At 67.6% G+C, this 13,136-nt stretch carries 13 protein-coding genes and 1 pseudogene; 8 read left to right on the top strand and 6 right to left on the bottom strand.

Annotation, left to right across the window (positions count from 1 at the left end; all coding sequences use genetic code 11):
- The first annotated feature begins 18 nt into the window (after window positions 1–18).
- Window positions 19–972 (top strand): LysR family transcriptional regulator, encoded by a 954-nt coding sequence (locus DID98_RS13325; protein ID WP_124487108.1) that lies wholly within the window; start codon window positions 19–21, stop codon window positions 970–972.
- 38 nt (window positions 973–1,010) lie between these two features.
- Here DID98_RS13325 and DID98_RS13320 read toward each other — a convergent pair whose 3' ends face one another.
- Entirely contained in the window at window positions 1,011–1,232 is a 222-nt protein-coding gene (locus tag DID98_RS13320; protein ID WP_185500432.1) for a hypothetical protein, read from the bottom strand.
- 192 nt (window positions 1,233–1,424) lie between these two features.
- On the opposite strand from DID98_RS13320, the pseudogene DID98_RS13315 reads away from it, so the two are divergent.
- Together DID98_RS13315 and DID98_RS13310 are read left to right on the top strand one after the other, a co-directional pair.
- Window positions 1,425–2,330, top strand: a pseudogene (locus tag DID98_RS13315) (helix-turn-helix domain-containing protein).
- 295 nt (window positions 2,331–2,625) lie between these two features.
- On the top strand, window positions 2,626–3,513 hold the full coding sequence (locus tag DID98_RS13310) for an NAD(P)H-binding protein (protein WP_124520948.1): 888 nt from the start codon (window positions 2,626–2,628) through the stop codon (window positions 3,511–3,513).
- A gap of 27 nt (window positions 3,514–3,540) precedes the next feature.
- Here the strand turns inward: DID98_RS13310 and DID98_RS13305 are convergent, their stop codons facing one another.
- Complete coding sequence (locus tag DID98_RS13305; protein WP_124520946.1) at window positions 3,541–4,743, bottom strand: benzoate/H(+) symporter BenE family transporter; 1,203 nt, start codon at window positions 4,741–4,743, stop codon at window positions 3,541–3,543.
- 229 nt (window positions 4,744–4,972) lie between these two features.
- On the bottom strand, window positions 4,973–5,998 hold the full coding sequence (locus DID98_RS13300; RefSeq protein WP_124520944.1) for a fatty acid desaturase: 1,026 nt from the start codon (window positions 5,996–5,998) through the stop codon (window positions 4,973–4,975).
- A 371-nt stretch (window positions 5,999–6,369) separates the two neighbouring features.
- On the opposite strand from DID98_RS13300, the gene DID98_RS13295 reads away from it, so the two are divergent.
- Window positions 6,370–7,194 (top strand): phosphate/phosphite/phosphonate ABC transporter substrate-binding protein, encoded by an 825-nt coding sequence (locus DID98_RS13295; RefSeq protein ID WP_044845470.1) that lies wholly within the window; start codon window positions 6,370–6,372, stop codon window positions 7,192–7,194.
- Between the two features lie 24 nt (window positions 7,195–7,218).
- Here DID98_RS13295 and DID98_RS13290 read toward each other — a convergent pair whose 3' ends face one another.
- The 3 genes from DID98_RS13290 to DID98_RS35805 all read right to left on the bottom strand — a co-directional run bounded on the left by DID98_RS13290 (window position 7,219) and on the right by DID98_RS35805 (window position 9,964).
- A complete protein-coding gene (locus DID98_RS13290) occupies window positions 7,219–7,968 on the bottom strand; it encodes a GntR family transcriptional regulator (RefSeq protein WP_124520942.1) in 750 nt (249 codons plus the stop codon).
- Window position 7,969: 1 nt separating this feature from the next.
- Window positions 7,970–9,658, bottom strand: coding sequence for a sigma-54-dependent Fis family transcriptional regulator (locus tag DID98_RS13285; protein ID WP_124520940.1), 1,689 nt, complete (start codon window positions 9,656–9,658; stop codon window positions 7,970–7,972).
- Between the two features lie 81 nt (window positions 9,659–9,739).
- Window positions 9,740–9,964 (bottom strand): hypothetical protein, encoded by a 225-nt coding sequence (locus DID98_RS35805; protein WP_185500417.1) that lies wholly within the window; start codon window positions 9,962–9,964, stop codon window positions 9,740–9,742.
- Between DID98_RS35805 and DID98_RS13280 the strand changes: the two genes are divergently transcribed.
- From DID98_RS13280 to DID98_RS13265, 4 genes are read left to right on the top strand one after another with little or no spacing between them, the layout of a single operon-like run.
- Entirely contained in the window at window positions 9,963–10,175 is a 213-nt protein-coding gene (locus tag DID98_RS13280) for a phenol hydroxylase subunit (protein WP_311766337.1), read from the top strand. The genes DID98_RS35805 and DID98_RS13280 overlap by 2 nt on opposite strands.
- A gap of 16 nt (window positions 10,176–10,191) precedes the next feature.
- A complete protein-coding gene (locus tag DID98_RS13275) occupies window positions 10,192–11,187 on the top strand; it encodes a phenol hydroxylase (RefSeq protein ID WP_124487101.1) in 996 nt (331 codons plus the stop codon).
- A 37-nt stretch (window positions 11,188–11,224) separates the two neighbouring features.
- Entirely contained in the window at window positions 11,225–11,494 is a 270-nt protein-coding gene (locus tag DID98_RS13270) for an MmoB/DmpM family protein (RefSeq protein WP_044845465.1), read from the top strand.
- A gap of 37 nt (window positions 11,495–11,531) precedes the next feature.
- Window positions 11,532–13,082, top strand: coding sequence for an aromatic/alkene/methane monooxygenase hydroxylase/oxygenase subunit alpha (locus DID98_RS13265; RefSeq protein WP_124520938.1), 1,551 nt, complete (start codon window positions 11,532–11,534; stop codon window positions 13,080–13,082).
- Window positions 13,083–13,136 lie beyond the last annotated feature (54 nt).

Genomic DNA, 13,136 nt, shown 5'->3' with positions numbered 1-13,136 from the left:
TGTTTATAAGCGACTCATATGTATTCACTTATAGGAAAGACCGCGACGTTCCGGCAGCTGAAGGCGCTGGACATGATCGCGCGCCTCGGCAGCGTGTCGCGCGCGGCCGAGGAGTTGAACCTGACGCAGCCGGCCGTGTCGCTGCAGGTGCGCCTGCTCGAGGAGGCGGTGGGCGCCGCGCTGCTGCAGCGGGTGGGGCGCGGCGTGCAGCTGACCGCCGCCGGTGAAATCGTGTCGCGCTATGCGCGCGAGATCCTGCATCTGTGGAGCGAGGCCGGCGACGAAGTGGCCGCGCTGACGGGCGATCTCGGCGGCACGCTGCGGATCGGCGCGATCACGACGGCCGAGTACCTGATCCCGCCGCTGCTCGTGAAATTCACCGCGACGCGGCCGCACGTGAAGACCTATTTCAAGGTCGGCAATCGCGACGACATCATCCGCATGCTCGCGACGCATGAAATCGATCTCGCCGTGATGGGCAGCGCGCCGAAGGAGCTGCGCACGCACGCGGTCGAGTTCGCGAAGCATCCGATGGTGTTCGTCGCGGCGCCCGGCCATCCGCTGATGCAGCGCAAGCGTGTCGCGCTGAAGGATCTCGAATCCGCGCACCTGCTCGTGCGCGAACGCGGCGCGGGCACGCGTTCCACGGTCGAGAGCCTGTTCAAGACGGCCGGCTACCGCTTCCACGTGGGCTCCGAGCTGTCGAGCAACGAGGCGATCAAGCAGATGGCCGAAGCGGGGCTCGGCGTCGCGTTCCTGTCGTTGCACGCGTGTGCACTCGAGTTGCGCACCGGGCTGCTCGGGCAGTTGCCGTTTCCGGGCAACCCGATCGAGCGCGAATGGTATGTGGTCACGCTCGCCGACCGGCGGATCTCGCAGGTGACGGGGCTGTTTCGCGATTTCCTGATCAAGCAGGGCGCGCCGGTGATCGACGGCGCGACCGTCGCGCCGCACGAGCGGCGGCGCAAGTAGGCCGACGCGGGCGGCGCGTGTGCCCTGTGTCGCGGCGGTTAAACGATCCCGAAGTCGTCGTTGCTGTCGGGAATCGACGCGAGCAGCCGCTCGAGCCGGTACCAGCCGATCATGCGCAGGCAGCGTTCGGCGAGTGTCGCGCGGATACTGCCGGAACGAGGACGGGAAACAGCGCGGGAAGCGCGGCGGGAAGCAACGCGGGTGGCCCCGGGCGGCGGCGGCGCGGCGAACGTCGCGCGAAACGGGCGGCAATCGGGCATGACGGGCTCCGCAGGTGTCGGATGAGGCGATCGTAGGCGTGTCGGCGCGTGCCGGCGCGCAGGCGCGGATCGGTTTGAGCAGAAACGGATGATCTTGTTCCGCGCGCTGCGGGAACGGGCGTTCAGGCCCGGCAAGCACCGCGGAAAAGCGTCACAATGCGCGTTCGACACCCGATCTGGTGGAGGGGAACCATGAGCGATCCGATTCTTGCCGCGCCGACCGACAACGGCGTGCCGGTCAGCCTGCGCTCCAGCCGCGGGCTTGGCTGGCGCGGCTTCGGCGCGTCGTTGCTGGAGATTCGCGCGGGCACGTACCGGATTCCGGCCGCCGAGCATCACCGTATCGGCGTGCATATCGGTTCGCCCGTGCGCGCGGATTGCGTGTGCGACGGCGAACGCGTGTCGCGCATCCAGGCGCACGGCGACGTCGACGTGATTCCCGCCGGCCTGCCGGGCCGGTGGACCGACAGCGCCGACTGCCGGATCCTGCACATCGCGCTCAGCGACACGTTCGTGCGGCGCACGTTCGAGTAACTCGAGCTGAAGCCATCGCAGGCGCAGATCCGCCGGCGGCTGCAGGTGCGCGATCCGCGCCTGCAGCACATCGCGTGGGCGATGGCCGCCGAACTCGAGGCGGAAGACGCGTCGGACCCGCTCTATGCGGAGAGCCTGTGCACGGCGCTCGTCGCGCGGCTGGTCGACAGCCAGCCGGTGTTCCGCGAGCGCCGGCGTACGCTTGCGCCGAAGGCGGCGGCCCGCGTGATCGACTATGTCGAGGCGAACCTCGAGCGACGCATGACGCTCGCCGAACTCGCGGCGCTCGTGTCGATCAGCGTGCCGCATTTCAAGGTGCTGTTTCGCGAGACGCTCGGGATGCCGGTGCATCAGTACGTGGTGCGGCGCCGGGTCGAGCGTGCGAAGGCGTTGCTGCTCGAAGGCCGGCTCAGCATCAGCCAGATCGCGCTCGAAGCCGGGTTTGCGCATCAGAGCCACATGGCGAACTGGATGAATCGCGTGCTGGGCGCGACGCCGACGGAGATCGCGCGGTCAGGGGGGCGGGGTGGGCTGAGGCTCGCTTATGACGGTGACGACCGTTGATCGAGCGCGGTGGCTCAATGTCCGCGCGTGCGCGACGACGATCGGCGCGTGCCCGGTTCGTCACGCGCGGACGCTGCTTCGTTTCGACTGCATGAGCGTGGCTGGCGGCACCATGCGAGCCGCGACCGCTGGCGTTCGACACCGAGCCGTACAACGTCCGGTTCCTGCCATGCAACGGACAAACCCGGCACGCGCCTGATCCGTCATCCTTTCCTGCTCGCGTCATCCGTCCGTGCGCGTCACGTTGGCGATGCGCACCGACAATCACATCACCTTCATCCCCCAGGAGCGGATCGTGTTCGTGATTTTCGGAGCATCAGGCAACGTCGGCTTGTCGACCGTGACGACCCTGCGCCACGCAGGCCATCCCGTGCGCGCGGTGCTGCGCGACGCACGCCATCGCGAACGCTTCGCGCAACTCGGCTGCGAAGTGGCGATCGCCGACCTGACGGACGCACGTGCGATCGCCATGGCGATCGACGGCGCGCAAGCCGTGCAGATGCTGTGTCCGGTGCCCGTCGCCGACAACGATCCGGCCGCGACGATGGAGCGGACGATCGACATCGTGACCGGCGCACTCGCCGCGAATCCGCCGCCGGCGCTGCTCGCGTTGTCGGACTACGGTGCGGAGCGTGAGGGCAACACGGGCATCACGCGGCTCTTTCATCGTCTGGAAGAAGCGGTGAAGACGGTCCCGACGCGGCTCACGCTGCTGCGCTCGGCCGAGCACGTGCAGAACTGGACGCGCGTGTTGCCCGTCGCGCTCGCAACCGGTGTGCTGCCGAGCTTTCACCATCCGGTCGACAAGGAGTTTACGACGGTCTGGGCGCCCGATGTGGGTGTCGCGGCGGCGCGGTTGCTGCTCGATTCCGCCGAAACCGGCAACGGGCCGCGTATCGTCAGCATCGAGGGGCCGCAGCGTGTGAGCGTGCGGGACATCGCGGATACGCTCGGCGTGGCGGCCGACCGCGAGATCGTCGCGCGCGAACTGCCGCGCGACGCATGGACCGCGACGCTGTTGCGTGCGGGGCTCAGCGAACGGCATGCGCAACTGATCGTCGATCTGTACGACGTGCACAACGCGGGGCAGATCGATGTCGAGGTCGGCGTGTCGGAGCGGGTGTATGGCACGACGACACTGGCGGACGCGCTCGCGACGCTGGTGCGCGCGCACGCGCGGTGAGCGGGGTGGCGGCAGAAAGGATGCGCGTTACGCCTGCCGCCGCGCCCTGCCGGACACCGCATACGCGACCGACCCGATCACGATCCCCCAGAACGCCGATCCGAGCCCGAGCCACGTCATCCCCGAAGCGGTCGCGAGGAACGTGATCACCGATGCTTCGCGATGCGCCTCATCCTCGAAGATCCCGTGTACGTTCGCGCCGATCGCACCGATCAGCGCGAGCCCCGCGAGGATCGCGACGAACGCCTTCGGCAGCGCGAAGAACAGTGTGACGATGGTGCCGGCAAAGAGCCCGCCGATCAGGTAGATCACGCCGTTCGCGATGCCCGCGATATAACGCCGGTCCGGATCCTCGTGCGCGTCCTTGCCGGTGCATAGCGCCGCGGTGATCGCCGCGACCACGATCGTGATCCCGCCGAAGCACGCGACCGCGAGCGACATCACGCTGGTTGCCGTGATGATCGGCCGCGCGCTCGTGTGGTAGCCCGACACGCGCAGGATCGTCATCCCCGGCAGGAACTGGCCGGTGAGACTGACGACGACGAGCGGCAGCGCGAGGCTGAGCGTCGTGCCGAGCGTCCATTCGGGGGCGATGAAGACCGGCCGCGCGATGCTCGGCGACACGTTGCCGAGATGCGCCATCCCGAGCAGCGTCGCGAGCGCGGCGCCGGTCAGCAGCACGAGCACGATGCTGTAGCGCGGCAGCAGGCGCTTGAAGATCACGTACGCGGCGATCATCCCGAAGCCGAGCACCGGCTGCGCGGTCGCGGCTGAGAATGCGTGCATGCCGAACGGCAGCAGGATGCCGGCCATCATCCCGCACGCGATGCCGCGCGGAATATGGCGCACGAGCCGGTCGAAATAGCCGGTGATGCCGATCACGAGGATGATCAGCGCGGCCGTGATGTACGCGCCGACGGCCTGGTTCAGCGTCAGTTGCGGAAAGAGGCCGACGAGCAGCGCGGTGCCGGGCGCCGACCACGCGGTCACGACCGGCACCTTCAGTTTCCAGCTCGCGAACAGCCCCGACACGCCCGCGCCGATCGAGATCGCCCAGACCCACGAAGCCACCATCTCGTTGGACGCATGCGCGGCCTGCGACGCCTGGAAGAAGATCGCGAGCGGGCCCGCGTAGGAAATCAGCACCGCGAGAAAGCCCGCGGTGACCGCGGAGACGGACCAGTCGTTTCCGATCGAGCGGATCGCGCCCGGCGAGGTGTTCGGTTGCATCGTCGTAGGGGAGTGCGGCGCGCGGCCGGGAGGCTGAGCCGGGGCGAATGATTGTTGGAACCCCGGACGAGCCGTCATTCTGGACATTGCCGGTGGAATTGGCAATTCGCCGATGAAGCTCGGCGTTGTCGGCTTTTTGTAATGAATGCGCGCCGGGGCGGCCTTGCGCGCGTGTCGTCGCGTCGTCGGATCGGGCGGCTTCACGGCGAAGCGCGGCCCCGCTCGCGCGTTACGTACTGATCTGAAGATATCCGTCGACGGCGGCGACCTTCGCACCGCCGCCCGTCGACAGCGACGCCGTGCCCTGGTCGAACGGGTGCACGGGCGTGTCGGTGGGCGTCCACGCATGGCGCGCCAGCAGTTCGCGATACCCGCCGCGGATCACGAAGCCACCGCATTTCTCCGCATAGGCGTCGCGCCGCATCCGGTACGCGCGCGGCAGGTCGAACCACGGCAGCTTCGGCAAGTCGTGATGCACGAGGTGGTAGTTGTTGTTCAGGTATAGCAGCCGCATCGCGAAACCGGCCTCGTTGATCGCGATGCGCGCCTTCGGATGCCGTGCGGCGCGGTGCTCGAACAGCGAACGGATCATCGCGAGCGACAGCGCGGGCCACGTGACCGCCAGCAGGTAGTACCACCACGGCACGCCGATCGACCACTGCAGCCAGGCGAGCAGCGCGACCACGCAGGCGGCGTGCGTCGCCCACATCGGCAGATAGCGGAAGTCGCCGCGTCTGAACGCGGCGAACGCGTCGGCGAACATCGCGGCGATGCTCGTCGGCGGCCCGAACACGAGACGTCCGACGAAGGTGGTGCGCGCAACCGTCAGCGCGCGACGCCAGCGCGGCAGCCGCGCCCACTGCTCGCGCGACACGTAGTTCGTTTCCGGGTCGACGCCCGGCACGGTCAGGTCCTCGTCGCGGTGATGGTCGAGATGCGTGTCGCGATAGAGCGTGTACGGGTACCAGATCGTCAGCGGCGGATAGCCGAGTAGCCGGTTCACGAACGCGGAGCGCGTCGGATGGCCGTGCAGCAGTTCGTGCTGCAGCGACATGTGCCACGCGCCGAGCAGGATCAGCGGCGGCGTCGCGGCCGCGAGCGACAGGCGCTCGGCACGCACGAGCAGCAGCACGGCGAGCCAGCCGCCGTAGATCGCGACGACCAGCAGCCAGGTCGGCCACTCGGTACGGGCAGTGAAGCGGGCGTCGAGTGCGGCGATCGCGCGCGCGTGGTCGACGTCGAAGTATTCGGCCATGGTGCTGGGGCGGATGAAGCGGGTGAAGCCGGTAAAGCGGGCGATATTCGGATAACCGGTAGCGGACGATCGCGCCGGTGCGGGCTGCGATGCGGTCGGCCGACCGGCGTCGTGGCTCGCGGTCAGCCGCTACAGCGGCATGCGGCGGCGTCGCGACACTGGAACGCTAACCGGGCCGCGTAGTCAGGCCAACCAAGCAATTCGGATTTGCTTATCGCTGCGCGGCCGATAAGCATTGGCCGCCCCGGCCCCGGCCCCGGCCCCGGCCCCGGCCCCGGCCCCGGCCCCGGCCGCGTGCCGCGTGCCGGACCCCGGCGACGCCCGGGCGGACGGGCTTTCTCCAGGGCGCCGCCAATGCGTAGAATGCGCGCATGAGCCAATGGATCGCCGGACTGCCGATGTACAACGTGACGCCGCGCCACGCCGCGCTGTGGCGCGCGCTGCTGCGTGACGCGCTCGATGCGTTCGCGCGCGCCGGCGGGCCGGCCGGCGTCGCGTTGCTTGACGAGCCGTTCGGAGATCTGCACGCGCTGTGGCGCCGCAACGACCTGCTGTTGTCGCAGACGTGCGGATATCCGTACCGGATGCTCGGATTGCGCGATACCGCGCACCTGATCGCGACACCGGCCTTCGATGCCCCCGGCTGTGACGGCGCGCGCTACAGCAGCGTGCTGGTCGCGTCGGCGCGCGTGCATGCGGGCGGCGCGACGACGCTGGCAGCGTGTCGCGGATTGCGAGCCGCCTTCAACGGTGCGGATTCGCATAGCGGGATGAACGCATTCCGGCACGCGGTCGCGCCGCATGCGCATGACGGACGTTTCTTCGGTTCGGTCGTGCCGTTCGGCTCGCACCTGAACGTGCTGCGCGCGCTGGCCGCAGGCGTTGCCGATTGCGCGGCGATCGATTGCGTGACCTTCGCGTACGTGCGTGACGCGCTGCCCGAATTGTTGAAAGAGATCCGGATCATCGGCATGACGGCGTCGGCGCCGGGGTTGCCGTTGATCGCGTCGAAAGCGCTGGAAGGGCGGCTCGTGGAGGCGTTGCAGGATGCGCTCGATCACGCGGTCGCGCTCGATCCGGCGCGGGCGAGCGCACTGCGGCTGAAGGGATTCGAGCGCCTGCCGCCGGGCGCGTACGACACGATTGCCGGGTTCGCGCGGGACGCGGCCGCGCACGGGTATCCCGAGCTGGCGTGATCGCGTCGTCCGCGCGGCGGTGCGCTAGAACGGCAACGTGCCGGGCGGCGCGTTGCGCACCACCGCGAGTGTCGTGCCGATATGGTCTTCGAGCGCGAGCGCGGCGCGCGCATCGGCGCGGCGCATCGCGGCCTCGAACAGGCACGTGTGTTCCGCATGCACGTCGCGCTTCGAATCGCCGAGTCCGATGCACACGCGCCGGTAGCGCTCGCTTTGCTGCGACAGCATGCGCAGGATCAGATAGGTCCACGGCGTCGCGGCCGCCGAGATCAGCGCTTCGTGAAAGCGCCGGTTACACGCTTCCCATGCGGCGCGGTGCTCGATCGACACCGGCTGCTCCCACGCCGACAACTGCTCGAAGCTCTGCCGAACACGCTGCGCCCAGGCATCGTCGCCATGCCGCACGGAGTCGCGCAGCGCATCGACCTCGATATGAATGCGCAGGCGCGTGATCGCTTCCAGATCGTCGACCGACATCGGCGTCACGCGAAACCCGCGCTGCCCTTCCGCGACGACCAGCGCATCGCTGACGAGCCGCGTGAGCGCCTCGCGCAGCGTGCCCGCGCCGACGCCGTACACGTCTTTCAGGTGCTCGACGCGCAGCTTCGCGCCGGGCGGGTAATGCCCTTCGATGATGTGTTGCCGGAGCTGGTGATACGCGTGCTCGCTGAGCGTGCGGGCATGCGGTTCGGCGGCGTCGGCGGCGTCGGCGGCGGCCGGTTCGAGCGCCGGCGGCGGATCGTCGAACGGATCGGCGGGCAGGATGCTGTTCATGTCACGCGTCCTCCTGGTCCTGTCTGCGGTTGAGCCGATAGCTGAGCTGCGCGCGGGTCAGGCCGAGCAGGCGTGCGGCGGCCGACAGGTTGCCGTTCGCGCGGTCGACGGCTTCATGCAGCAGTGCCCGCTCGAGGCCGTCGAGCCCGCCGCCGCCTTGCAACTGGTCGAGGATCGACCCGCAGTCGATCGACATAGCGGCCGCCGGCCGGATCTGCCCGGCCCGGTCGACCGTCGCGCCGCCGGGTGAGCCGACGCCGGGGAACAGGTCCTTCGCGTCGACCGGACGGTTCGGCCGCGACAGGATCACCGCGCGCTCGATCAGGTTCTCGAGCTCGCGCACGTTGCCGGGCCAGCGATAGCCGCGCAGCGCGTCGTACGCGTAATCGGTCAGCGTGGGCGTCGGCTTGCCGTGCAGCGCCGCGAAGCGGTCGAGCATCGCGTCGGCGAGCGGTGCGATGTCGTCCTGCCGGTCGCGCAGTGGCGGAATCAGCACCGGATAAACGTTGATCCGGTAGTAGAGATCCGCGCGAAAAGTGCCGTCGCGCACGGCCTGTTCGAGATCGCGGTTGGTCGCCGCGACGACGCGCACGTCCACCTTCCGGCCGTCGGTCGCGCCGAGCCGCTCGACCTCGCCCTCCTGGAGCACGCGCAGCAGCTTCGCCTGCACGTCGAGCGGCAGCTCGCCGATCTCGTCGAGAAACAACGTGCCGCCGTCCGCGCGCTCGAAGCGCCCGGCGCGCGCGGTTTGCGAGCCCGTAAATGCGCCTTTCTCCGCACCGAACAGTTCCGACTCGATCAGCGCATGCGGAATCGCCGCGCAGTTGATCGCGACGAACGGCTTCGCCGCGCGCGGGCTGAGGCCGTGTAGCGCACGCGCGAAGCGTTCCTTGCCGACGCCCGTCTCGCCGGTGAGCAGCACGGCGACCTTGGTCGGCGCGGCCGTCTCCAGCAGCGCATAGGCCGCGCGGAACGCATCGGAGCGCCCGACGAGCCGGGTGCGGCCGTCGTCGGGCGTCATCTCGAGGCGCAGCGATTCGACCTCGGTCTGCAGGTCGCGGATCGTATTGATCAGCGAGTCGGCCTTGAACCACGACGTGATTTCCTCCGCGTCGGGCCATTCGTCGGCCGGCTTGCCGACGATCGTGCAGTGCGGGTCGTTCATGCCGACGCAGCTCGTTTCCTTGAACAGGATCGTGCGGCCGATGAACGCGCTGGTATAACCGGTCGCATAACCGATCAGCATCCAGCACACCGGTTCGGGCTGCGGCCCGAACGTGCGGCGGTGCACGTCGGCTTCCCATGAATGTTCCCAGCGGTATTCGCAGTAGAACGCACCCGTCGCGGGGTCGGCCTCGAACCGCAACGGGGTGACCTGCACGGCACCTTCGAGCATGTGCAGTTGCGGGCCGACGTGGAACATGTCGAACAGCGACGCGCCGCTGCGGATCTCGCGCGCGAGCGCGGCGTCGCGTTCGCCGGCCGCGAAGCCGACCCGCGTGAAGAAACGCCGCGTCTGCGCGGGGCCGACGCTTTCCATCAGTTCCTGGCGCAGCGTCGCCAGCGCGCCGGCATGCAGCAGCACCATCCGCTGTCCGGCCAGCCAGATGCGACCGTCGCTCGCCGAAAAATGGATCAGCTTGCGCAGGTCGGTGTCCGGCGGCAAAGGGGGCAGGCTGGGCCGCGTCATGTCTCCTCCGTCGAGATTTCTCGTGATTTTCAAAGTTCTCGCCAGCAGCGCCGCGGTGAGCGGATCGATTTGATCATTTCATCAAATGCGCTCGACCGAGTTGCTCAAATGATGAAAAAGGCCGCCGGATATAGGTTCCGGCAGGGTCGCCGGCGTGCGTTTGCCGTTCTGGTTAACCGCCATTGTGGATCGCGAATTCGAACTTTGCGTCAGGGCTTTCCCTGAATTATCGAGATTTTTTGAAGGTCGATCCGAACGTGGCACGGATGCTGCATTGAAGTCCGGCATGGAGGCGACACCGATCATGAATCAGCATCCGACCGATCTTTCCCCGCTCGATCCCGGCCGCAAGTGCGTCCGCGTGACGGGCACGAACGTGCGCGGCTTCGTCGAATTCGAGCTGTCGATCGGCGGTGCGCCGGAGCTGTGCGTCGAGCTGACGTTGCCTCCTGCCGCCTTCGATGCGTTCTGCCGCGAACAGCAGGTCACGCGGCTCGACGTCGAAGCGAACCCATGACATTGAGGAGCAAGAAGTGACCATCGAGCTGAAGACAGTCGACATCAAGCCGCTCCGGCACACCTTCGCGCACGTCGCGCAGCACATCGGCGGCGACAAGACGGCGACGCGTTACCAGGAAGGCATGATGGGCGCGCAGCCCCAGGCGAACTTCCATTACCGGCCGACCTGGGATCCGGACCACGAGATCTTCGATCCGTCGCGTTCGGCGATCCGGATGGCGAGCTGGTACGCGCTGAAGGATCCGCGCCAGTTCTACTACGCGTCGTGGGCGACCACGCGGGCGCGCCAGCAGGACGCGATGGAGTCGAACTTCGAGTTCGTCGAGTCGCGCCGGATGATCGGCCTGATGCGCGACGACGTGGCCGCGCACGCGCTCGACGTGCTGGTGCCGCTGCGCCACGTCGCGTGGGGCGCGAACATGAACAACGCGCAGATCTGCGCGCTCGGCTACGGCACCGCGTTCACGGCGCCCGCGATGTTCCATGCGATGGACAACCTCGGCGTCGCGCAGTACCTGACGCGCCTCGCGCTCGCGATGGCCGAGCCCGACGTGCTCGATGCGGCCAAGGCGGCCTGGACGAACGACGCCGCCTGGCAGCCGCTGCGCCGCTACGTCGAGGACACGCTGGTCGTGGCCGACCCGGTCGAGCTGTTCGTCGCGCAGAACCTCGCGCTCGACGGCCTGCTGTATCCGCTCGTCTACGACCGTTTCGTCGACGAACGGATCGCGCTCGCGGGCGGCTCGGCGGTCGCGATGCTGACTGCGTTCATGCCCGAATGGCACGCCGAATCGAATCGCTGGATCGACGCGGTCGTGAAGACGATGGCCGCCGAATCCGACGACAACCGTGCGCTGCTCGCCCGCTGGACCCGCGACTGGTCGGCCCGGGCCGACGCGGCGCTCGCGCCGGTCGCCGCACGCGCGCTGCAGGACGCCGGCCAGGCCGCGCTCGACGAAGTGCGCGAGCAGTTTCAGGCGCGCGTCGCGAAGCTCGGCATCGCGCTCTGACGACGGGCATTCACCTCACATCCCAAGGATAACCAGCATGTCCAACGTATTCATCGCCTTTCAGGCCAATGAGGACTCCAGACCGATCGTCGACGCGATCGTCGCCGACAACCCGCGCGCGGTGGTGGTCGAGTCGCCCGGCATGGTCAAGATCGACGCGCCGGACCGGCTGACGATCCGCCGCGACACGATCGAGGAGCTGACCGGCACGCGCTTCGACCTGCAGCAGCTGCAGGTGAACCTGATCACGCTGTCCGGCCACATCGACGAGGACGACGACCAGTTCACGCTGAGCTGGTCGCACTGAACACCGCGCTACGCGCACCGACAACACGGAGACACGCATGGACACGCCAACGCTCAAGAAAAAGCTCGGCCTGAAGGACCGCTACGCGGCAATGACGCGCGGTCTCGGCTGGGAGACGACCTACCAGCCGATGGAGAAGGTCTTCCCGTACGACCGCTATGAAGGCATCAAGATCCATGACTGGGACAAGTGGGTCGACCCGTTCCGCCTGACGATGGATGCGTACTGGAAATACCAGGGCGAGAAGGAGAAGAAGCTGTACGCGGTGATCGACGCGTTCACGCAGAACAACGCGTTCCTCGGCGTGACCGATGCCCGCTACATCAACGCGCTGAAGCTGTTCATCCAGGGTGTGACGCCGCTCGAATATCTCGCGCACCGCGGCTTCGCGCACGTCGGCCGGCACTTCACCGGCGAGGGCGCGCGCATCGCATGCCAGATGCAGTCGATCGACGAGCTGCGGCACTACCAGACCGAAACGCACGCGATGTCGACGTACAACAAGTTCTTCAACGGATTCCATCACTCGAACCACTGGTTCGATCGCGTCTGGTATCTGTCGGTGCCGAAGTCGTTTTTCGAGGATGCGTACTCGTCGGGCCCGTTCGAGTTCCTGACCGCGGTCAGCTTCTCGTTCGAATACGTGCTGACGAACCTGCTGTTCGTGCCGTTCATGTCGGGCGCCGCGTACAACGGCGACATGTCGACCGTCACGTTCGGCTTCTCCGCGCAGTCGGACGAATCGCGTCACATGACGCTCGGCATCGAGTGCATCAAGTTCCTGCTCGAACAGGACCCGGACAACGTGCCGATCGTGCAGCGCTGGATCGACAAGTGGTTCTGGCGCGGCTACCGGCTGCTCACGCTGGTCGCGATGATGATGGACTACATGCAGCCGAAGCGCGTGATGAGCTGGCGCGAATCGTGGGAGATGTACGCGGAGCAGAACGGCGGCGCGCTGTTCAAGGATCTCGCGCGCTACGGGATTCGCGAGCCGAAGGGCTGGCAGGACGCGTGCGAAGGCAAGGACCACATCAGCCACCAGGCGTGGTCGACGTTCTACGGCTTCAACGCGGCCTCCGCGTTCCACACCTGGGTGCCGACCGAAGACGAGATGGCGTGGCTGTCCGCGAAGTATCCCGATTCGTTCGACCGTTACTACCGCCCGCGTTTCGACTACTGGGGCGAGCAGGCGAAAGCCGGTAACCGCTTCTACATGAAGACGCTGCCGATGCTGTGCCAGACCTGCCAGATCCCGATGCTGTTCACCGAGCCCGGCAACCCGAAGAAGATCGGCGCGCGCGAGTCGAACTATCTCGGCAACAAGTTCCATTTCTGCAGCGATCACTGCAAGGAAATCTTCGACCACGAGCCGCAGAAATACGTGCAGGCGTGGCTGCCGGTGCACCAGATCCATCAGGGCAACTGCTTCCCGCCCGATGCGGACCCGAGCGCGGAAGGCTTCGATCCGCTTGCCGCGGTGCTCGACTACTACGAAGTGCAGATGGGCCGCGACAACCTCGATTTCGACGGCTCGGAAGACCAGAAGAACTTCGCGGCCTGGCGCGGCCAGGCCACCAGCAACTGACCCGCAATCGATACGCAACCTTGAACAGGACCCGCGCGCGCCACGGCGCGAACG

It is taken from the genome of Burkholderia sp. Bp8984 (genome assembly GCF_003853755.1).
GTDB lineage: Bacteria > Pseudomonadota > Gammaproteobacteria > Burkholderiales > Burkholderiaceae > Burkholderia.
Note: the sequence above shows the minus strand (reverse complement) of the source record. Positions and strands in the feature narration are given on the sequence as shown.

Excerpts from the sequence above, each read along its gene's own strand:
- DID98_RS13325 (WP_124487108.1), top strand. The coding sequence starts at position 19 with ATGTATTCACTTATAGGAAAGACCGCGACGTTCCGGCAGCTGAAGGCG.
- DID98_RS13320 (WP_185500432.1), bottom strand. The coding sequence starts at position 1,232 with ATGCCCGATTGCCGCCCGTTTCGCGCGACGTTCGCCGCGCCGCCGCCG.
- DID98_RS13305 (WP_124520946.1), bottom strand. The coding sequence starts at position 4,743 with ATGCAACCGAACACCTCGCCGGGCGCGATCCGCTCGATCGGAAACGAC.
- DID98_RS13300 (WP_124520944.1), bottom strand. The coding sequence starts at position 5,998 with ATGGCCGAATACTTCGACGTCGACCACGCGCGCGCGATCGCCGCACTC.
- DID98_RS13295 (WP_044845470.1), top strand. The coding sequence starts at position 6,370 with ATGAGCCAATGGATCGCCGGACTGCCGATGTACAACGTGACGCCGCGC.
- DID98_RS13290 (WP_124520942.1), bottom strand. The coding sequence starts at position 7,968 with ATGAACAGCATCCTGCCCGCCGATCCGTTCGACGATCCGCCGCCGGCG.
- DID98_RS13285 (WP_124520940.1), bottom strand. The coding sequence starts at position 9,658 with ATGACGCGGCCCAGCCTGCCCCCTTTGCCGCCGGACACCGACCTGCGC.
- DID98_RS13280 (WP_311766337.1), top strand. The coding sequence starts at position 9,963 with ATGAATCAGCATCCGACCGATCTTTCCCCGCTCGATCCCGGCCGCAAG.
- DID98_RS35805 (WP_185500417.1), bottom strand. The coding sequence starts at position 9,964 with ATGATCGGTGTCGCCTCCATGCCGGACTTCAATGCAGCATCCGTGCCA.
- DID98_RS13270 (WP_044845465.1), top strand. The coding sequence starts at position 11,225 with ATGTCCAACGTATTCATCGCCTTTCAGGCCAATGAGGACTCCAGACCG.
- DID98_RS13265 (WP_124520938.1), top strand. The coding sequence starts at position 11,532 with ATGGACACGCCAACGCTCAAGAAAAAGCTCGGCCTGAAGGACCGCTAC.